At 61.4% G+C, this 22,502-nt stretch carries 24 protein-coding genes; 15 read left to right on the forward strand and 9 right to left on the reverse strand.

Features of this window, described 5'->3' with window-relative positions; all coding sequences use genetic code 11:
- The first annotated feature begins 41 nt into the window (after nt 1-41).
- From TX72_RS03000 to rlmN, 3 genes are read left to right on the forward strand one after another with little or no spacing between them, the layout of a single operon-like run.
- On the forward strand, nt 42-4,136 hold the full coding sequence (locus TX72_RS03000; RefSeq protein WP_011127482.1) for a DNA-directed RNA polymerase subunit beta': 4,095 nt from the start codon (nt 42-44) through the stop codon (nt 4,134-4,136).
- Nucleotides 4,137-4,171: 35 nt separating this feature from the next.
- Entirely contained in the window at nt 4,172-4,324 is a 153-nt protein-coding gene (locus TX72_RS03005) for a CAB/ELIP/HLIP family chlorophyll-binding protein (protein ID WP_011127483.1), read from the forward strand.
- Nucleotides 4,321-5,364, forward strand: a complete 1,044-nt coding sequence (gene rlmN, locus TX72_RS03010; protein WP_148228754.1) for a dual-specificity RNA methyltransferase RlmN — start codon at nt 4,321-4,323, stop codon at nt 5,362-5,364. Before TX72_RS03005 ends, rlmN begins: the two co-directional genes overlap by 4 nt.
- Here rlmN and TX72_RS03015 read toward each other — a convergent pair.
- Complete coding sequence (locus TX72_RS03015; protein WP_011127485.1) at nt 5,352-6,089, reverse strand: sulfotransferase family protein; 738 nt, start codon at nt 6,087-6,089, stop codon at nt 5,352-5,354. The genes rlmN and TX72_RS03015 overlap by 13 nt on opposite strands.
- A gap of 29 nt (nt 6,090-6,118) precedes the next feature.
- Here TX72_RS03015 and TX72_RS03020 point away from each other — a divergent pair, with 29 nt between their 5' ends.
- A complete protein-coding gene (locus TX72_RS03020; RefSeq protein WP_011127486.1) occupies nt 6,119-7,882 on the forward strand; it encodes a sodium:solute symporter family protein in 1,764 nt (587 codons plus the stop codon).
- 6 nt (nt 7,883-7,888) lie between these two features.
- Nucleotides 7,889-8,014, forward strand: coding sequence for a DUF8624 family small hydrophobic protein (locus tag TX72_RS14825; protein WP_263969717.1), 126 nt, complete (start codon nt 7,889-7,891; stop codon nt 8,012-8,014).
- Between the two features lie 37 nt (nt 8,015-8,051).
- Here the strand turns inward: TX72_RS14825 and TX72_RS03025 are convergent, their stop codons facing one another.
- Nucleotides 8,052-8,828 carry a P-loop NTPase family protein gene (locus TX72_RS03025; protein ID WP_011127487.1) on the reverse strand — a complete coding sequence of 259 codons (777 nt, stop codon included), beginning with the start codon at nt 8,826-8,828 and terminating at the stop codon, nt 8,052-8,054.
- A gap of 365 nt (nt 8,829-9,193) precedes the next feature.
- Between TX72_RS03025 and TX72_RS03030 the strand changes: the two genes are divergently transcribed.
- The 5 genes from TX72_RS03030 (at nt 9,194) to TX72_RS03050 (ending at nt 12,251) form a co-directional block, all read left to right on the forward strand.
- Nucleotides 9,194-10,003: a HEAT repeat domain-containing protein gene (locus TX72_RS03030; RefSeq protein WP_011127488.1), complete on the forward strand. Its 810-nt coding sequence runs from the start codon at nt 9,194-9,196 to the stop codon at nt 10,001-10,003.
- A gap of 91 nt (nt 10,004-10,094) precedes the next feature.
- On the forward strand, nt 10,095-10,298 hold the full coding sequence (locus TX72_RS03035; protein WP_011127489.1) for a DUF2997 domain-containing protein: 204 nt from the start codon (nt 10,095-10,097) through the stop codon (nt 10,296-10,298).
- On the forward strand, nt 10,298-10,690 hold the full coding sequence (locus TX72_RS03040) for a DUF1257 domain-containing protein (RefSeq protein ID WP_011127490.1): 393 nt from the start codon (nt 10,298-10,300) through the stop codon (nt 10,688-10,690). The genes TX72_RS03035 and TX72_RS03040 overlap by 1 nt, the downstream gene beginning before the upstream one ends.
- On the forward strand, nt 10,678-11,049 hold the full coding sequence (locus tag TX72_RS03045) for a ferredoxin (protein ID WP_011127491.1): 372 nt from the start codon (nt 10,678-10,680) through the stop codon (nt 11,047-11,049). Before TX72_RS03040 ends, TX72_RS03045 begins: the two co-directional genes overlap by 13 nt.
- Nucleotides 11,049-12,251, forward strand: coding sequence for an aldo/keto reductase (locus TX72_RS03050; protein WP_042503066.1), 1,203 nt, complete (start codon nt 11,049-11,051; stop codon nt 12,249-12,251). The genes TX72_RS03045 and TX72_RS03050 overlap by 1 nt, the downstream gene beginning before the upstream one ends.
- On the opposite strand, the gene rsmG is transcribed toward TX72_RS03050, so the two are convergent.
- Nucleotides 12,252-12,983: a 16S rRNA (guanine(527)-N(7))-methyltransferase RsmG gene (rsmG, locus tag TX72_RS03055; RefSeq protein ID WP_042503069.1), complete on the reverse strand. Its 732-nt coding sequence runs from the start codon at nt 12,981-12,983 to the stop codon at nt 12,252-12,254.
- A 26-nt stretch (nt 12,984-13,009) separates the two neighbouring features.
- On the opposite strand from rsmG, the gene TX72_RS03060 reads away from it, so the two are divergent.
- Both TX72_RS03060 and TX72_RS03065 read left to right on the forward strand, forming a co-directional pair.
- Entirely contained in the window at nt 13,010-13,549 is a 540-nt protein-coding gene (locus TX72_RS03060) for a J domain-containing protein (RefSeq protein WP_011127494.1), read from the forward strand.
- Nucleotides 13,464-13,733 (forward strand): DUF3143 domain-containing protein, encoded by a 270-nt coding sequence (locus TX72_RS03065; RefSeq protein ID WP_011127495.1) that lies wholly within the window; start codon nt 13,464-13,466, stop codon nt 13,731-13,733. Before TX72_RS03060 ends, TX72_RS03065 begins: the two co-directional genes overlap by 86 nt.
- 28 nt (nt 13,734-13,761) lie before the next feature.
- Here TX72_RS03065 and bioA read toward each other — a convergent pair whose 3' ends face one another.
- Entirely contained in the window at nt 13,762-15,072 is a 1,311-nt protein-coding gene (gene bioA, locus TX72_RS03070; RefSeq protein WP_011127496.1) for an adenosylmethionine--8-amino-7-oxononanoate transaminase, read from the reverse strand.
- Between the two features lie 29 nt (nt 15,073-15,101).
- On the opposite strand from bioA, the gene TX72_RS03075 reads away from it, so the two are divergent.
- Nucleotides 15,102-15,377 (forward strand): hypothetical protein, encoded by a 276-nt coding sequence (locus TX72_RS03075; RefSeq protein ID WP_042503073.1) that lies wholly within the window; start codon nt 15,102-15,104, stop codon nt 15,375-15,377.
- Here the strand turns inward: TX72_RS03075 and TX72_RS14355 are convergent, their stop codons facing one another.
- Genes TX72_RS14355 through TX72_RS03095 form a run of 5 tightly spaced genes read right to left on the reverse strand, consistent with a single transcriptional unit; the run spans nt 15,378 to nt 18,742 of the window.
- Nucleotides 15,378-15,533 (reverse strand): hypothetical protein, encoded by a 156-nt coding sequence (locus tag TX72_RS14355; RefSeq protein ID WP_173358484.1) that lies wholly within the window; start codon nt 15,531-15,533, stop codon nt 15,378-15,380.
- A complete protein-coding gene (bioD, locus tag TX72_RS03080; RefSeq protein WP_011127498.1) occupies nt 15,530-16,189 on the reverse strand; it encodes a dethiobiotin synthase in 660 nt (219 codons plus the stop codon). The genes TX72_RS14355 and bioD overlap by 4 nt, the downstream gene beginning before the upstream one ends.
- Entirely contained in the window at nt 16,186-16,932 is a 747-nt protein-coding gene (locus TX72_RS03085; protein WP_011127499.1) for a methyltransferase domain-containing protein, read from the reverse strand. Before TX72_RS03085 ends, bioD begins: the two co-directional genes overlap by 4 nt.
- Entirely contained in the window at nt 16,929-17,618 is a 690-nt protein-coding gene (locus TX72_RS03090) for an alpha/beta fold hydrolase (protein ID WP_011127500.1), read from the reverse strand. The genes TX72_RS03085 and TX72_RS03090 overlap by 4 nt, the downstream gene beginning before the upstream one ends.
- Nucleotides 17,615-18,742, reverse strand: a complete 1,128-nt coding sequence (locus TX72_RS03095; RefSeq protein WP_011127501.1) for an aminotransferase class I/II-fold pyridoxal phosphate-dependent enzyme — start codon at nt 18,740-18,742, stop codon at nt 17,615-17,617. The genes TX72_RS03090 and TX72_RS03095 overlap by 4 nt, the downstream gene beginning before the upstream one ends.
- A gap of 54 nt (nt 18,743-18,796) precedes the next feature.
- On the opposite strand from TX72_RS03095, the gene TX72_RS03100 reads away from it, so the two are divergent.
- Nucleotides 18,797-19,744 (forward strand): bile acid:sodium symporter family protein, encoded by a 948-nt coding sequence (locus TX72_RS03100; protein WP_042503076.1) that lies wholly within the window; start codon nt 18,797-18,799, stop codon nt 19,742-19,744.
- Nucleotides 19,745-19,771: 27 nt separating this feature from the next.
- Nucleotides 19,772-22,501, forward strand: coding sequence for a DEAD/DEAH box helicase (locus TX72_RS03105; protein ID WP_011127503.1), 2,730 nt, complete (start codon nt 19,772-19,774; stop codon nt 22,499-22,501).
- Nucleotide 22,502: the final 1 nt, after the last annotated feature.

The following is a 22,502-nucleotide window of genomic DNA, read 5'->3' on the forward strand; positions in this document are numbered from 1 at the left end:
CCTCCTTCCGCACGATCTCCTCTTCTCACCAGCGCGCAGCCATGACCTCCTCCTCCTCTAAATCCAACAAGTCACGTAAGTCCAGCAAGGCCGCCAAGGACACCACTCCGGTGCATGAGAGCGCGTCCCGTCCCCTCAGCAAGACGCCCCCACCGTTCCGAAACCACATCGTCGACAAACGGGGCCTCAAGCAGCTGGTGGCCTGGGCTTACAAAAACCACGGCACGGCGGTCACCTCATCAATGGCCGACAAGCTCAAGGATCTCGGCTTCCGCTACGCCACTCAGGCGGCGGTTTCGATTTCCGTGAACGATCTGCAAGTTCCCGAGGCGAAAAAAGCCCTGCTCGGAGAGGCCGAGGAGCAGATCACAGCCACGGAGGAGCGTTACCGGTTGGGTGAGATCACGGAGGTGGAGCGTCACACCAAGGTCATCGACACCTGGACTGAGACCAATGAGCGTCTGGTGGATGCGGTCAAGAAGAACTTCAACCAGAACGCACCGCTGAATTCAGTCTGGATGATGGCCAACTCTGGCGCCCGAGGAAACATGTCCCAGGTGCGACAGCTGGTGGGCATGCGGGGCCTGATGGCCAATCCCCAGGGCGAGATCATCGACCTGCCGATCCGCACCAACTTCCGCGAAGGTCTCACGGTCACCGAATACGTCATCTCCTCCTACGGCGCCCGTAAGGGTCTAGTGGACACCGCCCTGCGAACAGCTGACTCCGGTTATCTGACCCGTCGCCTGGTGGACGTTGCTCAGGACGTCATCGTTCGCGAAGACGACTGCGGCACCACGCGCCATATCGTGGTGGAGGCTGAAGATGGACGTTTCGGTAACCGTTTGGTCGGCCGCCTCACGGCATCCCAGGTGGTGAGCGCAGTCGGAGAGGTGCTGGCAGAGAGGGACACCGAAATCGACCCACCCCTGTCAAAACGCATCGAAAAGGCAGGGGTCACCGCGGTGAGCGTGCGCTCTCCCCTTACCTGTGAGGCCAACCGCTCCGTCTGTCGCAAGTGCTATGGCTGGGCCCTGGCCCACAACGAACTGGTGGACCTCGGCGAAGCCGTTGGCATCATTGCGGCCCAGTCCATCGGTGAGCCCGGAACGCAGCTCACGATGCGCACCTTCCACACCGGTGGTGTGTCCACGGCCGAAACCGGTGTGGTGCGTTCCGTTGTGGCGGGCACCATCGAGTTCTCTGCCAAGGCCAGGGTTCGTCCTTACCGCACGCCCCACGGCGTCAATGCCCAACAGGCCGAGGTTGACTTCAACCTCTCCATCAAGCCGGTTGGAAAGGGCAAAACCCAGAAAATTGAGATCACTAATGGTTCGCTGCTGTTTGTTGAAAACGGTCAGACCATCGATGCTGATGTGACCGTTGCTCAGATCGCCGCTGGTGCGGTGAAGAAGAGCGTCGAGAAAGCCACTAAGGACGTGATTTGCGACCTGGCCGGTCAGGTGCGCTATGAGGAAGCGATCCAGCCTCGGGAAGTCACCGACCGTCAAGGCAACATCACCCTCAAGGCCCAGCGTCTGGGCCGGATGTGGGTGCTGGCAGGTGATGTGTACAACCTGCCTCCCAATGCCCAACCGGTGGTTCAGGGAGATACCGAGGTCACCGAGGGTCAGGTGCTGGCGGAAGCCAGTCAGCGCAGCGAATACGGCGGTGATGTGCGCCTGCGCGACTCCATCGGCGATTCCCGCGAGGTTCAGATCGTCACGACAGCGATGACGCTGAAGGACTTCAAGCTGCTGGAGGAGTCCACCCACTCAGGAGAGATCTGGAATCTGGAAGCCAAGGACGGCACCCGCTATCGGTTGAACACGATTCCAGGCAGCAAGATCGGTTCTGGTGAGGTGGTCGCCGAGCTGGCCGACGACCGCTTCCGAACCGGCACCGGTGGCCTGGTCAAGTTCGCCCCTGGTCTAGCGATCAAGAAGGCCCGATCCGCCAAGAACGGTTACGAGGTCAACAAGGGCGGCACCTTGCTCTGGATTCCCCAAGAGACCCACGAGATCAACAAGGACATCTCCCTGTTAATGATCACCGACGGTCAGTGGATCGAAGCAGGCACCGAAGTCGTGAAGGACATCTTCAGCCAGACTGCTGGCGTCGTCACGGTCACTCAGAAAAACGACATCCTGCGCGAGATCATCGTCCGCAGCGGTGATTTCCACCTCAGTTCCGACAGCAAAGCCCTGGAGAGGTTCGAGGGAGATGGCCATATGGTCAACCCCGGTGAGGAGATCGCCAAGGGTCTGAGCATCCAGGATATGAAGTATGTGCAGACCGTGGAGACCCCGGAGGGCAAAGGTCTGCTGTTGCGTCCCGTGGAGGAATACACCATCCCCAACGAGGCGCAACTGCCAGAGCTGTCGCACGTCAAGCAGGCCAATGGCCCCCACCTGGGCATCAAGGCCACCCAGCGACTGGCGTTCAAGGACAACGAGCTGATCAAGTCAGTGGAGGGCGTTGAACTGCTCAAGACCCAGCTGATCCTGGAGACCTTCGACACCACGCCGCAGATGACCGTGGATGTGGAGAAGGCCCCTGACAAACGGGCCAAGACAATCTCCCGTCTGAGGCTGGTGATCCTCGAGTCGATCCTGGTGCGTCGCGACACCATGTCCGACTCCAGTCACGGTTCCACCCACACCGAGCTGCAGGTGGAAGACGGCATCTCCGTCAAAGCTGGCGATGTGATTGCCACCACCCAGATCCTGTGCAAGCAGGCCGGTGTTGCGCAGCTGCCAGAAGCCACTGAGGCAGATCCCGTCCGCCGTTTGCTCGTTGAGCGTCCGGAAGACACCACCACCCTCAGCACCTCCGGCAAACCGGTGGTCGCTGTTGGTCAACGCATCGTCGATGGCGAATTGCTGGCTGAGGGTGATCCCTCCAGCTGCTGCGGTGAGGTGGAAGCTGTTGACAGCAACAGCGTGACCCTGCGCCTCGGCCGTCCCTACATGGTGTCTCCCGACTCCGTCCTGCACGTCCGTGACGGTGATCTGGTTCAGCGCGGTGACGGTTTGGCCTTGCTGGTGTTTGAACGTCAGAAGACTGGTGACATCGTTCAGGGTCTGCCTCGAATCGAGGAATTACTGGAGGCCCGTCGTCCTCGTGAGTCGGCAGTGCTTTGCAAAAAGCCCGGCACGGTAGAGATCAAGCAAGGTGACGACGACGAGTCACTCACGGTGACGGTGATCGAAGCCGATGACGCCATCGGCGAATACCCGATCCTTCTGGGTCGCAACGTAATGGTCAGCGATGGCCAGCAGGTGACCGCCGGTGAGCTGCTCACCGATGGTCCGATCAACCCCCATGAGCTGCTGGAGTGTTTCTTCGAAGACCTTCGCAGCCGTAAGCCGTTGATGGATGCGGCGCAGGAAGCGATTGCCAACCTGCAGCACCGTCTGGTGACCGAGGTGCAGAACGTCTACAAATCCCAGGGCGTGTCGATTGACGACAAGCACATCGAGGTCATCGTTCGTCAGATGACCAGCAAGGTGCGGGTCGAAGATGCCGGTGACACCACCCTGCTGCCCGGTGAGCTGATCGAACTGCGTCAGGTGGAAGACACCAACCAGGCCATGGCGATCACCGGTGGTGCCCCCGCGGAATTCACTCCGGTGCTGTTGGGGATCACCAAGGCTTCGCTCAACACCGACAGCTTCATTTCCGCCGCCTCCTTCCAGGAGACCACGCGCGTGCTCACGGAAGCTGCCATCGAGGGCAAGAGCGATTGGCTGCGGGGCCTCAAGGAGAACGTGATCATCGGTCGCCTTATCCCTGCAGGCACCGGCTTCAGTGGTTTCGAAGAGGAGCTGCAGAAGGAGGCAGGTCCTCACCCGGACATCCTGTCGGAGGATCCCGCCGGCTACCGCCGCATGCAGAACCTTCGTCCTGATTACACCGTGGAGATGCCTCCGGCCGCCAGCTCCACGGCTGTGTTGGATGACCCCAGCGATGCCGATCTTGAGGCGACCCGCACCCGTCACAACATCGACCCCTCCGCCAGCAACTTCGCCGCGTTTGCCCGCCCCGACGCCGACAATGAGCTGAAGGAGGAGCAAGTCGTTGATGCTGAAGCTGTTGAAGGTCTTCAGGAAGAGGGCCTGCTTTCAGACGACTGATCACCGCCTCCTGTCATTCCATCGCCGAATCACCGATGCTTGAGCCCACTGACATCCCCCAGCGTCGTCTGCCGCGGTTTGGCTTCCACGGTCACACCGAGAAGCTCAATGGACGTGCCGCCATGCTTGGTTTCATCGCCCTGCTGGCGGTGGAGATCAAGCTTGGCCATGGTCTGCTGATCTGGTGAGCCAGATGTTGCTCGGTCGCAGCGCGGCCGAGCTGGAGAGCTGGGCGGTTGCTCAGGGGCAGAAGCCCTTTCGTGGGAGGCAGCTGCACGACTGGCTCTACGCCAAGGGAGCCCGATCCCTGTCGGAGATCACCGTTCTGCCGAAGGCTTGGCGGGAGTCTCTCAAGGAAGACGGTGTTGAGGTCGGTCGCCTGAAGGAGGTGCATCGTTCGGTTGCTGCAGACGCGACCACCAAATTGCTGTTGTCCACCGATGACGGCGAGACGATCGAGACCGTTGGCATCCCCACTGATCAGCGGCTGACGGTCTGTGTGTCCAGCCAGGTGGGCTGTCCGATGGCCTGCCGTTTCTGCGCCACCGGTAAAGGAGGCCTGCAGCGCTCGCTGCGCACCCACGAGATCGTTGATCAGGTGCTCAGTGTGCGAGAGGTGATGGATCGCCGGCCCTCCCACATCGTGTTCATGGGCATGGGGGAACCTCTCCTAAACAGCCAGGCGGTTCTCGATGCCATCCGCTGCCTGAACGACGACCTCGGGATTGGTCAACGTCGGATCACGGTGAGCACCGTTGGTGTTCCGAAAACCCTGCCACAGCTGGCCGAGCTGGCTCTGGCGACCCTCGGTCGGGCCCAGTTCACCCTTGCGGTGAGCCTTCATGCCCCCAACCAAGCGCTGCGGGAAGAGCTCATCCCCACGGCTCATGCCTATCCCTACGAGGCCTTGCTGGAAGACTGTCGTCACTATCTGGCCGTGACCGGCCGTCGCGTCAGCTTCGAATACATCCTTCTGGGTGGTTTGAACGATGCCCCCGAACACGCCGCAGAACTGGCCGATCGGGTGGGAGGGTTCCAGAGCCACGTGAACCTGATTGCCTACAACCCGATTGAAGAGGAGGAGTTTCAACGTCCCACCCGCGCCCGGATTGAGGGCTTCCAGCGTGTGCTCGAGCGTCGTGGTGTGGCCGTCAGTCTGCGCGCAAGTCGCGGCTTGGATCAGAACGCTGCCTGCGGTCAGTTACGACGTCGACGTCAGGGTAGCTGAGCTGCAATGAGCTTTTGATAGAGCTGAATGTCGTGTCCATAGGTCAGCTCAAATTGGTGTCGCACCCGATCGGGAAGCCGACCCGGTTCTGGTTGATCAGTTTGTAGGGCCTGACTCCTGTTGAGATGAGGTAGTTGTTGGCTAAAAGGGATGCCACGTTGCTCCATTAGCTCACTGAGTCGCTCCCAGTCTGTCTTTAGATTTTCGAGGCAGCCGATGTAATCAGGGAGCCTTCCTTTTGAGTCGCTGATCAGAAACGTTTGAGGTTGTGTATGAACATCCATCGAGTCAAGGCTCAGTTCACAAGTTAATTCGACAAACTCACTGAAGGTCATTGCCTTCGTGTAGCCGAGGCGCTGCATAGCAGGGAAGATCGATGGTCGAAGGATTTTCTCTCGATAGCAAGAGAAAAGCCTTTGTAATGGCTCCCGTATGAAGGTGAAAGTAAATACTTTCTTGCGAATAGCAGTATATCTGTCTGGTTTTAAAAACATTGCCTCTGTTGTGCAAAGTTTCCAGAAGCGGTCGTTTGTTGGCTCTAGATTTCTTGCTGTGCGGGGGTTCTTGGCTGCGCTTGTTTTTACTAATTCTGATAAAATTGTTTTGATTGAAGTGTTCGCACACTTCGGGATCCGCGCATAAACGAGCTTGTGCTTGGGGATGTAAAGGAAGCCCTTCCCTTTCACGGTCTGTTCGTTCTGCTTGAGCCGGACTTTACGAACCACATCAGACTGTCGCCCAATGTTGATGATCTATGGCGCCGATCGATTGGGCTCTGCTCGGGGGCTATCTGGTCCTAACCCTTGTGCTGGGGCTGTGGCTGGCCCGTCGCAACAGTGGTGAGGAGGACTATTTCGTCGCAGGCCGTCGTCTCAGCGGCTGGCTTGCTGGTGCATCCATGGCTGCGACGACGTTTTCCATCGACACCCCCCTCTACGTCGCTGGCCTGATCGGCAGCCGTGGATTGGCTGGGAACTGGGAGTGGTGGAGCTTTGGCCTGGCCCACGTGGCCATGGCCGTGGTGTTTGCGCCGTTGTGGCGCCGCAGTGGCGTGCTCACTGATGCGGCGTTCACCGAACTTCGTTATGGCGGTCCGGCCGCGGCCTGGTTGCGGGGGATCAAGGCATTCTTGCTGGCCCTGCCGGTGAACTGCATCGGCATCGGTTACGCCTTTCTGGCCTTGCGCAAGGTGGTGGAAGCGCTGGGCATCGTCTCCGGAAGTCCGGCGGCCTTCGGTGTGCCCGACACGCTGTGGCTTCTGGCTGTGGTGGCTCTGATGGTGCTGGCTTACACCGTGGCCGGGGGGCTCTGGGCCGTGGTGGTCACCGATCTGGTTCAGTTGATACTTGCTTTGCTCGGAGCTCTTGCTGTCGCTGTCGCGGCACTGCATGCTGCCGGCGGCATGGGAGGACTCCTCGAGCAGCTCGAGGGCATGAATCGCCCGGAGTTGTTGTCTCTGGTCCCCTGGACCATCGAGGACGGGGGCGTGCATTGGTTGGAGGGGGCCGGCATTTCGGTGCCGATGTTCCTGGCTTACATCGCCGTTCAATGGTGGAGTTTCCGACGGAGCGACGGCGGTGGTGAATTCATTCAGCGCATGCTGGCCACCCGGGATGAGCAGCAGGCGCGGTTGGCGGGCTGGGTGTTCTTGGTGGTGAACTATCTGGTACGCAGTTGGCTCTGGGTGGTGGTGGCCCTGGCGGCTCTGGTGCTGCTGCCCGATCAGGGGGATTGGGAGCTGAGCTATCCCGCCCTGGCGGTGCAGCTGCTGCCTCCGGTGGCTTTGGGGTTGGTGGTGGTGTCGCTGGTGGCGGCCTTCATGAGCACGGTAAGCACATCAGTGAACTGGGGCGCCAGTTACCTCACCCACGACCTCTACCAACGCTTCATCCGCCCCAATGCCGGATCTGGGGAACTGTTGCTGGTGGGGCAACTCACCACGGTGTTGCTGCTTGGGCTTGGAGTGGTCACGGCATTGATCAGTGACAGCATTGGCACTGTTTTCCGTCTTGTGATCGCCATCGGCTCCGGGCCTGGCGTTGTTCTGGTTCTGCGTTGGTTCTGGTGGCGGGTGAATGCAGCGGCCGAGTTGGCGGCCATGCTCTGCGGTTTCATCGTCGGTTTGCTCACCACGGTGCTGCCCCTCGTAAGAATTGAGGATTACGGCCTGCGGCTGGCAGTGATCACCGGTGTTTCAGCCGTGGTGTGGCTGAGTGCCATGTTGTTGAGTCCACCGGAATCAGAGGCGGTTCTGGAAACCTTCATCCGGCAGGTGCAGCCTCCCGGCCCCGGTTGGGCGCGCCTGCGGCAACGATTCCAGGTGGAGCCGCAGGAGCGCCTGTCGACGCTGCTGGCCCGTTTTGTTTGCTCCTGTGGGATGTTGTTTGGCGGGCTGATCGGCATCGGAGGTTTCTTGCTGCATCAGCAGTTCAGTGGTTGGGGAGGCCTTGTGGTCTTTGTGGGCTCATGGCTGCTGATGCGTCGCCTTCCACAGCAGAATGGCGCTCGAATGGTTTGACCACCCTTGTCTTTTTTTCGAACAACTCTGTTGCCAGCCCTGATCGTGGTGCTTTTCGCACTGGCACTGGTGGCCGTCAGCGCCAGGATCTGGCTGCCAGGAGACATGCTGGCTCCCGCTCCTATCGGATGACATGGGGTGATTCATCAACAATGCAGCACTTTGATGGTTACCAAAGTGCTGCATTGTCACCGTCGTCCGGGTCGTCATTCTCCGGCAACGAAGAACTTTCGTACTCTATTTCATTGTCAATAGAATCGTCTATTGGGGCATCCTTGATGTTGCTCAAATACCATTGATGACATTCATCGATTTTGCCTTCATAGACGATGCTTCCCTTGTGGAGTACGATTCCGTCCTCGCAATATTGCTGTAATATACTAAAATCTTTATTCGCCATGATCAAGGGCTTGTCTTCGGTGCGGCTATTAAGTGCATTTTGGAATCTCAAGAATCGCTCCGACTTTTCGTTGGCCTTCAATGCGAAGATCTGAGGGATAATGTAAGCATCGAAATCGAACGCAAGCGAAACCGCTAGGTAAAACCTTGTCCGCATGAATTTATGGTAGACCCGCAGGGGTTTGTCGAAGAAACCGTCTTCTAGGCTTGCAATGGTTTGAATGACGTCTAAGTCATGGTTCCGTTGTCCGGCGTGGCCATAAATGCCTTGAAGAAATGCTGCATTCTGTCGGCCTGTTAGCGAGTTCAGTAACCCACCTCGTGCACCAAGCGGCCAGCTCGCATTGCAATGAATGGTGACCTGTCCGTTCTGCACAGGAACAACGCCCGCTGCGCAATCGAGAAAGGCATGTGCTTCGCGAATGGAAGGTGAGATCACGCCAACTCTTTGCCCTTGTTGCAATTGCCAGCTGACGTTATTGAGTAAGCGATTAGTTGTTTCTTTGGCGCCACTGACGTCACGTACAACACCCTGAAGTTCAATCAAGGGCTGATTCGAGATGGAGAAGGGGGGCGTGTTCGAATTCTTGCCTGTCAACGTTGATGTTGCTATTCCCATCTTTTTGTAGTGATTTGCGGTTGATTTGGCTGCGTCCTAAGCAGGGATTTTTAATCAATTCTATTCAGTGGTCGTTTCGTGAGATGGGTCTGTTCCAGCAGCAGCGTCGCTGTCTCAGCATTTCATGGGTTGTCGGAGTCGCTTCTGAATCCACGCCAGCCCGTCCTGTCCTTGTCTTTCTTCACAACCGAGGTCCGTTCGAGGGGTGATGGGCTCACAGAACCATCCAAATTGGTGTGGATCCTCTCCGATCGACCTGTTCTTGCGGTGGTTTGTCGACTTACGATCCGGGAATGAGCGACAGCGACGCCAGAAAACGCGATCAGAGTTTGTCCAGCCTGTCACTGGATCCAGATTTGCTGGCGGAAGAGCTGGCCGCTGAACAGGACATCGACCCCCTTGATGCGATCGAGCCCGACGAGTCACAGATCGACTCCCAGGGTGTCGCCAGGGCCTGTGATCAAGGGCTGGTTTGGCTTCAGCAGGGGCATGACCAGCGACTTCAAGGGTTGAGGATCTTCTGCGAGCACCGGGATCCCCGTGCTGTTCCTCTCCTGCTCGATTTGTTGAATCGGCCCTGCCCGGTGGAACGGATGAGTGCCGTTTATGCCCTGGGTCGCAATCCGTCTCCTCCTGCCGTCGAGCCGCTGTTGGGCCTGCTCCAGTCCGATGGCAATGCATACGTCCGCAAGGCCACGGCCTGGAGCCTGGGGAATTATCCGGATGCTCCGATCCTCAATCCGTTGATTCGAGCTCTGCAGGCCGATGTGGCGGCGGTGCGGATCTGGTGTCCGGGGTCTCTTGCTGAAGCGGGAAGCCGCTCACCGGCTAAGGCCGATCCCGCAGCTGGTCAACTTCTGGTCAGTCTGACCATCGACAGTGAGCCGGTGGTGCGCAGCAACAGTATTTGGGCGCTTGGTCGCCTTTACGAGCAACTGGTGGCTCCCAGGAGGCTGGAGCTAGTGGAGGCACTTGTGTCTGCTCTGCTCCACGACGGTGAGGCGTCAGTCCGTGATGAGGCGCGCACAGCCCTCGAACAACTGGAAGATCCGACTGTTCTTGAACGGCTGCAGACTTTGATCGATGAAGGCTTCCTGAGCTGATCCGCCGCCAGGCTTCCCGACAACCTGTAACGGAGGTGGCGACGGTCTTCACGGACCCCGATTAGCATTCGCGCCTCAACACCCTTGTTGGATGCCTCAACGCACCGTTCGTTTCACAATCCGACCCGATGGTCGGGTGGAGGAACTGGTTGAAGGGGTGTCCGGTGAGGCGTGCCAGCAGCTCACCGAGCGTCTGGAAGCTGCCCTCGGAACGGTTGAACGGCGGGACTCCACCGCCGAGGCCTTCCATCAACTCGAGGTTCAGTCCCAGTCCCTTCCAAATCACCTGCACTGATGTCGCACTTCAGCACCGTCAAAACCGAATTGCGTCAACTCGAGCCTCTCGTTCAGGCGCTCAAAGACCTTGGTTATTTACCTGATCAAGGAGAGCGCCCTGTGCGTGGCTACCGCGGCCAGACCGTGACAGCTGATCTCGCTGTTGCGATGGACAACGGCGGTGATCTCGGATTCCGTTTGAACGAAAAGACAGGGGCTTATGAGCTGGTGACCGACCTCGATCTTTGGAAGCAAACCATTCCCGTTGAGCGCTTCCTGTCAAAGCTGACCCAGCGCTATGCCCTGAATACAGTCCTCAAAGCCAGCGGGATAGAGGGATTCCAGGTGGCTGAACAGCAGGTCAAGCAGGACGGTTCGATCGAGCTGGTTGTGACCCGCTGGGACGTCTGAACCAGTCAGATCCGATTGATCCCTCCCTGGCGTTTTCGGCTTCGGTTGATCAGCCGATTGAACGATCCGGGTGTGAGCCCCAACTCGGGGGCTCCCTTTGTGAAAGAGCGGTTTGGGTGGACGAATCCGTCTGCATCGGCTGTCGTTACTGCGCTCATGTGGCCGGCAACACCTTTGTTGTGGAGCCGCACCTCGGACGCTCCAGGGCCATCCGTCAGGACGGCGACAGCACTGAATGCATTCAGGAAGCCATCGACACCTGTCCTGTCGATTGCATCCATTGGGTTCCGTTTGAGGATCTCCATACGCTGCAAAGCGATCTGATTCGCCAGGATCTGCAGCCACGCCCACGGGGTTGATGCCCGACCTGCCCACCCGTCGTTTTGGCCGCACGGAGTTGCCCATTCCGTTGCTCTCCTTGGGCGGAATGCGCTTTCAGCAGAGCTGGACCGATCTGCCGGCATCGGAGATCACGTCTGACTCCCAAAACAACCTGCAGGCGACTCTCCAGCGCGCCACGCAGTTAGGCCTGCATCACATTGAGACCGCGCGTCACTACGGCAGCTCCGAACGCCAGTTGGGCTGGGCTTTTCCCACAACGCCAGACCCGACACGGATCCTGCAAAGCAAGGTGCCGCCCCGGGAAGATCCTGATGCCTTCGAGGCCGAGCTGGCCCTCAGCTTTGAGCGGCTTGGCTGTCAGCGTCTCGACCTGCTGGCCATTCACGGCATCAACCTGCCGGAGCATCTGGAGCAGACCCTTCGTCCCGGCGGATGCATGGAGGTGGTGCGTCGCTGGCAAGCCGATGGACGCATTGGCCATGTGGGCTTCTCCACCCACGGTCCGACAGACGTGATCGTCGCCAGCTGCAACAGCGGTGCCTTCGACTACATGAATGTCCACTGGTATTACATCCGCCAAGACAACTCGCCTGCCCTGGATGCAGCGCAGCGGCAGGACATGGGGGTGTTCATCATCAGTCCCACCGACAAAGGCGGTCACCTGCACACACCATCACAACGTCTGCTCGAGTTGTGCGACCCCGTGCATCCCATCGTCTTCAACGATCTCTTCTGTCTGCGTGACCCCCGCGTGCACACCATCAGTGTTGGGGCGGCCCGACCGTCGGATCTTGACCTGCACCTTGAGGCCGTTGGTCTCCTCGATCACGCCGATGCGCTGATTGCGCCGGTGCATGCGCGGCTGCGGCAGGCGGCTATGGAAACCCTGGGAGAGGCCTGGCTGAACAGCTGGCGGACAGGGCTTCCTACTTGGCAGGACACGCCGGGAGACATCAATCTTCCGGTGCTGCTGTGGCTGCACAACCTGCTTGAAGCCTGGGATCTTGAGAGTTATGCCAGGGCCCGTTACCGGTTGCTGGGCAGTGGTGGCCATTGGTTCGCGGGCTCCAATGCCGATGCCCTCGATGCGGGGGTCTCGATCGCCGAGCTGGATGTGGTATTGCATGCCAGTCCATGGCGTCAGCAGATTCCCGACATCCTGCGCTCGCTCAAGACCAGGCTGGCGGGGGAGGCGCAGATGCGTCTCAGCAGCGTTTGATTACCCCCCCAGCGGTTGCCGGCTGGGAACACCGACAGCGCGCGGAAACTGTCTGGGACAGGGGCTGACCGGCTGGAGTCTGATCAGGTGGCGCACGCCGCGCTCCGCTGGCAGCTGGCAGTGCTGGCTGGAGCTCAGTTGTGCGTTCAGGGGGACCAGGGCCCGTTTCAGCTGACGTAGATCCGTATCCCCCCACTGGCCGCGGTACAGCAAGGCGTTCCCATCGGGTTTCAGCAGCGGTACGAGGTATTCCGCCACCACCGGTGCAGCCGCCACTGCCCGCGCCATCGCCAGATCGAAGCCTCCTCGCAGCGTCCTGTCATGGCCTGCGCTTTCGATGCGATCGGTTCGCACGCTGACCCGGTCACTCAGTCCCAGGTCGTTAACCATGGCCTGGACTGCAGCGGTCTTGCGGCCGACGGAATCCAGCAACGTCATCCGGGCGCCGGGCATGGCGATGGCCACAGCCAGTCCTGGAAATCCGCCCCCGGTGCCCACATCAATGGCAAGCCGGCTCTGATGAGGACTGCGCAGTTCCGTCTGCAGCGGCCAGAGGCTGTCGAACACCTGGTTGATCCAGTAGTCGTCCCCCTCCACCAGACGCGTCAGGTTGACCCGGCTGTTCCAGCTGCGCAGCAGATCCTGAAGGGCTTTCAGCTGCCCCAGTTGCGCAGGCTCTGGAGTCCAGCCGAGCGCCTCCCAGAACGCGGCTCCCGGCAAGGAGTCGGGCATGGGGTGCTGCTGCAACTCTTCCTAGGATGAATGACCGGCAGACCCCTGTGTCCGAGCCCGACCTCAGTCACTACGAGCGGTTGGGGGTGTCCACTCAGGCGTCCCAGGCCAGTCTTCGGCAGGCTTTTCGCCGTCGCAGCAAGGCGTTGCATCCAGACACCACCACACTCCCGGTGGCTGAGGCGGCCAAGAATTTCCAGCAGCTCAAGGAGTCCTACGAATTCTTGGCAGATCCCGAGCGCCGTCGTCATTACGACGAGCAATTGCGGCAACGCTTGCAACCGCAACGACCTGCTGCCCCGCAGCCCACCGACACCGTTGACCAATGGGATGGCATCGGAGAGCGCCGGCCCCTGTCTGGTGGAGAGTGGACAGCGTTGTTGTTGCTGGGCCTGGCACTGCTGCTCAGCCTCGTTGTGGGGCTTGGTGTTGCAGGTGTTCAGGGGCGAGCCTGGCAGGTGTCACCCGATTGGTTGTCCGATGTCTCTTCAGCCCCCATCGAACACCCCGCTGAATCAGCATTCCATCAGGGCGCTGGAGGATTGGCTCATCAGCCTCAACGCTGAGCGGATCGATGGGGATCCCTGCCGTTGGGCCCTCACCAGGCCCGACTGGTCTGCCGAGATCCTGCTAGCGCGCGAAGACGTAGTGGTGATCTGGCAGCAGCCTGGTGCTGAGGAGAGTCGCTGCTCGTTGCCCTACGGCCTCTCCCGTGCCGATGTGACGGCGGCCATTCAGGCCGGCCCGTAAGCAGCTTCAACCTGCAGGCCGATGGTCGTTAGATTTGATCCAGAGCCGTGGCGATGGCCTTGTAGCACTGGCCCAGCTGATCGTTGCTGATGCACAGCGGTGGCAGCAGGTACACCACCTGTCCCAGGGGGCGCAGGAACACCCCATGCTCCAGGGCGATCCGTTTGATGGTGGGCCCGGCTGGATTGAGATAGCCGGCATCGCCGCTGACGCTCAGGTCGAAGGCCGCCACCGTGCCGGTCAGCCGGCAGCGCGTCACGTTCGGATGGGCCCGCAGTTGTTCCAGATGGGGGCGATGCCGTGCTTCGAACCCTCGGAACTGGTCGGGGTCCTGCTGCAGCAGATCAAGGCTGGCGTTGGCCGCTGCGCAACCCAGCGGATTGGCGGTGAAACTGTGGCCGTGCCAGAGGGTCAGGCTGGGGTCTGCCCCAACAAAAGCTGAGAAGACCCGTTCACTGGCCATGGTCACGCCCATGGGCAGACAACCGCCGGTCAGGCCTTTTGAGAGGGCCATCAGATCTGGCTGAATCCCGGCTCGGTGGCAGGCGAACCAGTCGCCGCAACGGCCGAATCCGGTCAACACTTCATCGGCGATCAGCAGGGCGCCTGCCTGCCGTACCAACATCTCCACCTGCCTGAGGAAGGTGCCACGCACCATCGCCATCCCGCCGGCACCCTGGAGCAACGGCTCCAGGATCACCGCGGCGGTCGGTTGCTGCAGCGTGGTCTCCAGCACGGCCAGGGCCGCCTGTTCCCTGGCGTCCACATCGGGGTCATCCCACCAGGTGGCGGGCCATGGACAACGGGCAACGGGGAACAGCTTGTCGTCGAAGGGTTCGCTGAACAGGTTGCGTTCGCCCACGGCCATGGCACCGAAAGTGTCGCCGTGATAAGCGCCGTCAAAGGCCACGATCTGGTGCCGCGGTTCGCCACGGTTCACCCACCACTGACAGGCGATCTTCAGCGCCACCTCCACAGCTGTGGAACCGTTGTCGGAGAAAAACAGCCGATCAAGTCCCGTGAGCTTGCTGAGCCGCTCCCCCAGACGTTCCGCCGGTTCATGGGTGAAATCAGCAAAAATCACCTGTTCGAGGCGGGCGGCCTGATCGGCAATGGCCTTGGCCATCACCGGGTGACCATGGCCGTGCAGCGTCACCCACCAGCTGCTGATGGCATCGATCAGGGGAATGCCCTGTTCCCGCAGCAACAGGGCTCCATCCCCGGCGATGACCCGTTGCGGCAGCGGTGCCGATTCGATTTGCGTGAACGGCGGCCAGAGGTTGGGATGTCGTGACTGATCAGCCGTTGTCCTCATGGCGGCCTGGGCATCTTTTGTCATATTGGACCTCGGAGCCGCAGCGCCACTCCATGGCCATGACGCGAACTCGAGGGCTGTCCAAGCGATTTGTTCCTGCGGCTGGGGCTGGAACGGCGGCCGTCGGCCTTGATGGACAGCGGAGTGAGGTGTTTGCAGAGGGCGGCTGGCCCTCCATTCGCGTGTTTCTGGAGATGCGTGGGTGGTCTCCCCTGCAGATCGATCAGATTCACGAGCAGTTGCGACAAGGCTGGCCGCTGTCCCAGGCCGTTCGTCAGGTATCGATCCGGATGGGAACGTGCCCTCTGCGTTCGAAATCCCTCGGCTGATCAGCGGCAGATTTGGCTGCTTTTCTGTGCATCTGTGGCGATCGGACCGCAGTTGACCCAACGCACCAGCATCTGTTCAACATCGGTGAACAACACCAGAATTCCTCCGCAGAGGATCACCAGCACCAAGCTGATCAGGGATTGGGGTGGCTTCATTGCTGCTGGATGGCGAGCAGATCCTGGAACTTAGAGCTCAATCCCTGGTGTTGCCATTCCCTGGCGAGGGACTCAGCCGTCAGTGGGGACAGTGTCGGCAGATGGGCCAGAACCGGCACACCACCGAACTGTTCGAGGGTGCCGGGATTGTCGGCATGGGCCGGCCCGTTGAGGATCAGTCCCAGCACCGTCAGCTGACGACGGTTGAGGGCCTCCAGGCTCAGCAGTGTGTGGTTCAGGGTGCCGAGTCCGCTGCGGGCCACCAGGACGATCGGTCGATCCCAGCGCTGCAGCTGATCGATCTGCAGCCATCGCCGCGTTAACGGCACCATCAATCCGCCTGCGGTCTCCACCACCAAGGGCGCCGTGCAATGGGGAACGACCAGGTCATCCGGGTTGAGGGGGATACCGTCCAGCTCAGCGGCCCAATGGGGTGAAACCGGCTGGTGAAAGGCATAGGCCTCGGGCAACATGCGATCGGGTGGAAGGTTGAGCAGGGACTGCACCCGTCCGCGATCGCCGCCGTCCTCTAGGCCGCTTTGAACCGGCTTCCAATAGTGAGCATTCAGGCCCTGCACCAGCCAGGCACTGACGACCGTTTTGCCGACATCGGTGTCGGTGCCGCAGACCACGATCTGGGGAGATGGATGATTCATCGCTGCAGCATCAGGCTCAGTACGTGCCAGGTGAGGCTCGGGGTCTCCGCATCCGGCCAGGCACGCGCCAGACGGCGCCACTGACTGGGCCCCAGACCAGGGTGGGTGCTGGAGCTGGCCCCGATGGTGCGCATCGGACGCAGCAGCTCAAGAGGCCGTTGCGCTCGGCGGCTGAAGCAATGCAGTCGTTGATGTCGCACGGCAGAGCGAGGAACAACGTTCAGGAGATCATCGACTTCAGGGAAGCGCAGGGCTGTGCAGGGCAGTTGGGCCCGTTCGGCGGCCTGATGCCATTGCTGAAAACTGCCGGCAACGGGAACGGCAACAACCAGCCAGCCCCCTTCGGCCAGACGTTCATACCAGTGCTGCAGGAAGGTTGCTGGGCTGGTCAGCCAGTGCAGAACGAAGCTGGAACTCAGCAGCACCGGCGCTGAACTCCAGTTGGGCAGCGGCTGATTCAGATCAAGGCAGCAGGTTCTGGCGGTTGGGTGATGACGGCGCAGCATGGCGTCGCTGCCGTCGACTCGCAGCACCGTCTGACCCGGATGCAGACGTTCCAGATCATCCGCCAGCAGACCCGTTCCACTGCCCAGATCCACCCAGAACCCCCGGGGAATGCTCTGACGGCGGCACCGTTCAGCCAGTTGTCTGGCCATGGATTGCTGGAGGTTGGCGGCACCGTCGTAACGATCAGCGGATCGACCGAAGCGCTCCACAACCCGTTGGCTCCAGGTGTTCGTCATGGATTGCCTGCCCAGCGCACCACCAGATCCAGCACCGCCGGTGTCACCACGGCATGACCCTCATCAGGGCGGAGCCGGTGGTCTGTGCGCGACGGGGGCAGGGCCTGCAGCAGTTGCGTGCGGCTGTCCGGGCAGACAATGGCGTCCTGCTCCCCCTGCACCACCAGCACCGATGCTCCCTCAGGCCAGCCGTCTGGCAGGCTCTGGCACTGCTGAAGCAGCACCAAATCATCCTGAAGCCGCTGGCGGCCAGAAGGATGCATGCCGCGCAGCAGCGGATTGTTCGGCAGGGCCGAGAGCGGCAGAGGCGAGGCGCAGCGGCTCAGGAATTTCCGCAGCATCGCTGGTTCGTCCGACGTCCCCAGGCAGGAGGCCATGCCCTTCAGCGCCACCCCCAGGGCCCGTCCGGCCGCTCCTGCTGGAACAAAGGCTGCAAAGCCCGCCAGGCTCACCACGGCATCCGCTTGTTGAAGCACCTTCTCCGGCAGCAGATGGAGTCCCAGGGAGTGGGCGATCACGAGGCGCTGACCCGGCAGCTCTGCCCAGCTGGGCTGGTGGGGCTCACGCTGTCCATAGCCCCGTTCAATGGCATCCCAGTGCCAGCCTCGGGCCTCAAACCGCTGCTGCCAGGCCCGCCAGACCGTTGCATCCCCAGCCCAACCATGGGCGGCGATCACCTGATTCATGGGGAGGGGAGGGCCTTGAGCAGCTGTTCCACCGTCTCATTAGGCAGGTCCCGGCGCAGCACCAGCCGCAGCCGAGCCGTCCCCTCCGGAACGGAGGGCGGCCGGATCGCCACACTCAGCAACCCGTGCTCTTCCAGAACCGCCTGAGCGGCGAGGGCCGCGGTATCGCTGCCCAGCAGCAAGGGCAGCACGGGTCCCACCCCCGCAGGTCGTGACCAGCCTTGGCCCTCCAGGGCATCCCGCCAGTGGCTCGCCCGCTGCTGCAGCTGTTGACTCCAGTGCGGATGGGATCGGATCAGGTCCAGTGCCGTCTGTGCACCGGCCACCAGGGGTGGGGCCAAGGCAGTGGTGTAACGGAAGGCGCCACTGGTCTGCAGCAAGGCGTCGCCGAGATCGGCATCACAGGCCAGGAAGGCGCCGCCGCTGCCGAAGGCTTTGCCGAAGGTCCCACTGATCAGTCGCACCGGTTCGATGCCAAAGCAGAGGCCGCGACCCTCCGCTCCCAGTACCCCGAGGGCATGGGCTTCATCCATCAGCAGATCGGCCCCAAATCGTTGGCACACTGCAGCCAGAGCTGCCACATCCGGGCTGGTGCCCTCCATGCTGAACAGGCTTTCGCTGAGCACCACCAGGGATCCCGGCTGCCCTGCCATGGCCTGCAACCGCCGCTCGAGATCCGTCAGATCGTTGTGCTGGAAGCGCTGCAGACGGGCACCGCTGGCCCGCACGCCCACCAGAAGCGAGTGGTGAATCAGTCGATCGGCCAGAACCGTGGTGTGCCGGTCAGCCAGGATGCAGACGGCAGCGAGGTTCGCCTGGAAGCCACTGGGAAACAGCAAGACGCAGCTTCGTCCAAGCCAGTCGGCCAGGTCTGCCTCGAAACGCGCGTGACACGGCCGGCTGCCGGTGACCAGCCGTGACGCACCAGCCCCAACGCCGTCGCGATGGAGGGCTTCGGTAGCGGCGTCGATCACCGCCGGATGACGGCTGAGACCGAGGTAATCATTGCTGGCCAGATCCAGCAGGGGTTGTTGCTCGGTCTCGGCCCGCTGCAGAGTCCAGGGAAGATCAGCGCTGCTCCAGGTGTGCAGCGTGCGGCGGCGTGCTGGATCCTGAGATGCCATGGCATCAGTCTGGGCGGTCACCGGCGATCAGGATGGGTGTTTCGTTGGCCGGTGATGTCCCTCGAGCGATTCACCACGCTGTTTCCGCTCTGGACGCTGCTTGGATCTCTGCTGGCGTTGCTGCACCCTCCATTGTTCGTCTGGTTTCGTGGACCACTGATCACCATCGGCTTGGGGGTGATCATGTTGGGGATGGGCCTGGGCCTGACACCGCGAGACTTTCTGCGGGTCAGCCGACAGCCTCGAGCTGTGATCCTGGGGGTGGCGGCCCAGTTTCTGGTGATGCCCAGCTTGGCTGCTGCGATTGCCGTGTTGCTGCAGCTGCCGGCACCCTTGGCTGTCGGTTTGATCCTTGTGGGCTGCTGTCCGGGGGGGACCGCCAGCAATGTGGTGACGCTGATCGCCAAGGGGGATGTGGCCTTGTCGGTGGTGATGACCAGCATCAGCACCATGGCGGCTGTGGTGCTGACGCCACGGCTCACGGAACTTCTGGCCAGCCAGTACGTGCCGGTGGATGGTTGGTTGCTGCTGCTGAGGGTGCTGCAGGTGGTGCTGGTGCCCGTGGCCTGCGGGGTGCTGCTGAAACAGGGGGTGCCCAGGCTGGCCAATCGCGTTGAGCCGGTCATGCCTCCGATTGCTGTGGTGGCCATCGTGCTGATCGTGGCCAGCGTGGTGGGAAGTCAGCGCCAGCTGCTGCTGGAGCAGGGGGCGCTGTTGCTGCTGGCCTGTCTGCTGCTCCATGGCGGAGGCTTCCTGCTGGGCTTTCTGATGGCTCGTTTGGTCGGTGCCTCCAGCCAGGCCCAGTGCACCATCAGCATTGAGGTGGGCATGCAGAACTCTGGTCTGGCGGTTGTTCTGGCTCGTACGGGCGGCTTCTCCAGTCCGCTGACGGCTCTGCCTGGAGCAATCTCAGCTGTGGTCCACTGCCTGCTGGGCAGCGCCCTGGCCGCCGTTTGGCGTCGATCCGACCATGCAGAGGTCCTCAACAGCTCACATCCCTAGGATTCGTCTAGGTGTTCAGGGCCCGTGATGGCTGCGTCCGGCCTCGACCCATCGAAGATCTTTCCGTTCCCACTGGATGACTTCCAGTTGGAGGCGATTGATGCGTTGAATCAGGGCCACTCGGTGGTGGTCAGTGCACCGACGGGATCCGGCAAGACCCTGGTGGGGGAGTACGCCATCCATCGGGCCCTCGCCCATGGCCAGAAGGTGTTTTACACAACGCCACTCAAGGCGCTGTCCAACCAGAAGCTGCGTGATTTCCGCGAGGCCTACGGCGACGACAACGTCGGTCTGATGACCGGTGACCTCAGCGTCAACCGTGAGGCGTCAATCGTGGTGATGACTACGGAGATCTTCCGCAACATGCTCTATGCGGAAGCCAGCGAACAGGACGACCCACTGGCGGATGTGGAAGCCGTGGTGCTGGATGAGTGCCATTACATGAACGACTCCCAGCGCGGCACGGTCTGGGAGGAGTCGATCATTCACTGCCCGCCTTCGGTGCAGCTGGTGGCCCTGTCGGCAACGGTCGCCAATGCCGGGCAGCTCACCGATTGGATCCAGAAGGTGCATGGTCCAACCACCCTGGTGCTCAGTGACTATCGGCCTGTGCCGCTGCAGTTCAGCTTCTGCAGTGCCAAGGGATTGCATCCGCTTCTGAATGATGCCGGAACCGGACTGCATCCCAACTGCAAGGTCTGGCGGGCGCCGAAGGGGCACAAACGCAAGGGACGCTCCGCTAAACCTCCTCAGCCGGAGCCGCCGCCGATCAGTTTTGTGGTGGCGCAGATGGCGGAACGGGACATGCTCCCCGCCATCTATTTCATCTTCAGTCGCCGCGGTTGCGACAAGGCTGTTCGCGATCTCGGCATTCAGTGCCTGGTCAACAAAGAGGAACAGGCCCGGATCCGCGCGCGGCTTAAGGCCTACAGCAGTGAGAACCCTGAGGCGGTGCGGGATGGCATCCATGCTGATGCTCTGCTCAGGGGCATCGCGGCGCACCATGCCGGTGTGCTTCCGGCTTGGAAGGAGTTGATCGAAGAGCTGTTCCAGCAGGGCCTGGTCAAGGTGGTCTTCGCCACGGAGACCCTGGCCGCCGGTATCAACATGCCGGCTCGCACCACCGTGATTGCGGCCCTGTCCAAGCGCACGGAACGGGGTCATCGTCCGCTGATGGGCAGCGAGTTTCTGCAGATGGCCGGTCGCGCTGGGCGTCGCGGCCTTGATTCAAGGGGCTATGTCGTCACCGTTCAGAGCCGGTTTGAGGGCGTTCGGGAAGCCGGTCAGCTGGCCACCAGCCCGGCTGATCCGTTGGTCAGCCAGTTCACGCCCAGTTACGGCATGGTGCTCAACCTGCTGCAACGCCATGACCTCAACAAGGCACGGGAGTTGGTGGAGCGCAGCTTCGGGCGCTATCTCGCCAGCCTGGATCTGGTGGAGGAGGAGGACGTGCTGTCCCAGCTGAGGCTGCAGCTCGGACAGCTCGAGGGGGTGGCCGGGGACATCCCTTGGGAAGACTTCGAGGAGTACGAAAAGCTCAGAGGACGCCTGCGGGAGGAGCGGCGCCTGCTGCGGATTCTTCAACAGCAGGCTGAAGAGACCCTGGCCAACGAACTCACCCTGGCTCTTCAGTTCGCCAGCACTGGAACGCTGGTGAGCCTCAAGTCACCGCAGCTGCGCGGACGGGTTACTCCTGCGGTGATTGTCGACAAGATTGAGGGCCCAGGCCAGTTCCCTCTGCTGCTCTGCTTGAGCGATGAGAACCTCTGGCTGTTGTTGCCATGCCAGTCCGTCGTCAGCATCCATGCTGAATTGAGCTGTCTGCAGGTGGATGGGGTCACGGCCCCTGATTTGCACAAGGCAGGCGAACTCCGCCATGGCGATCAGGCCAGTGGAGGACTGGCCCTGGCGGTGGCGCACGTGGCCCGGCGCCACGACATGACAATGCCTCAATACGACCTGGCGGGGGAAGTGCTGACCCAGGCCAGGACGGTGCAGGCCCTGGAACAGGAGCAGGAAGCCCATCCCGCCCATCGCTGGGGTGATCGCAAGCAGCTGAAGAAGCATCGGCGCCGGATGGAGGAGTTGGAGCAGGAGATTGAGGAGCGGCAGCGGTTGCTGCACCATCGCTCCAACCGCCACTGGGAAACTTTCCTGGCCCTGCTCGAGATTCTTCAGCAGTTCGGCTGCCTTGATGAGCTGACACCCACGGAGATCGGGCGGACCGTGGCGGCCTTACGTGGTGACAACGAGCTTTGGCTTGGACTGGCCTTGATGAGTGGACATCTCGATGACCTCTCAGCGCCGGATCTGGCGGCGGTGTTTGAAGCGATCAGTACCGAGGTCAACCGGCCTGATCTCTGGAGTGGCTTCCCTCCCCCTCCCGCAGCGGAGGAGGCACTGCATGATCTCTCTGGATTACGCAGGGAGTTGTTGCGGGCCCAGGAGCGTCTCGGTGTGGTGTTGCCGGCCTGGTGGGAGCCTGAGCTGATGGGGCTGGTGGAGTCATGGGCCAGAGGCACTGACTGGTCCGATCTGATCGCCAACACCTCGCTGGATGAAGGGGATGTGGTGCGGATCATGCGCCGCACGGTGGATCTGCTGGCCCAGGTGCCTTATTGCGAAGCGATCAGTGAGCAGTTGCGCAGCCATGCCCGTCAGGCCCTGCGAGCGATCAACCGCTTCCCGGTGGCGGAGGCTGAAGACTTGCTCAAACAGGCTGGCGATCAGAACCCTGCCACCGAACGGGCGGCCTGAG

It is taken from the genome of Parasynechococcus marenigrum WH 8102 (assembly GCF_000195975.1).
GTDB lineage: Bacteria > Cyanobacteriota > Cyanobacteriia > PCC-6307 > Cyanobiaceae > Parasynechococcus > Parasynechococcus marisnigri.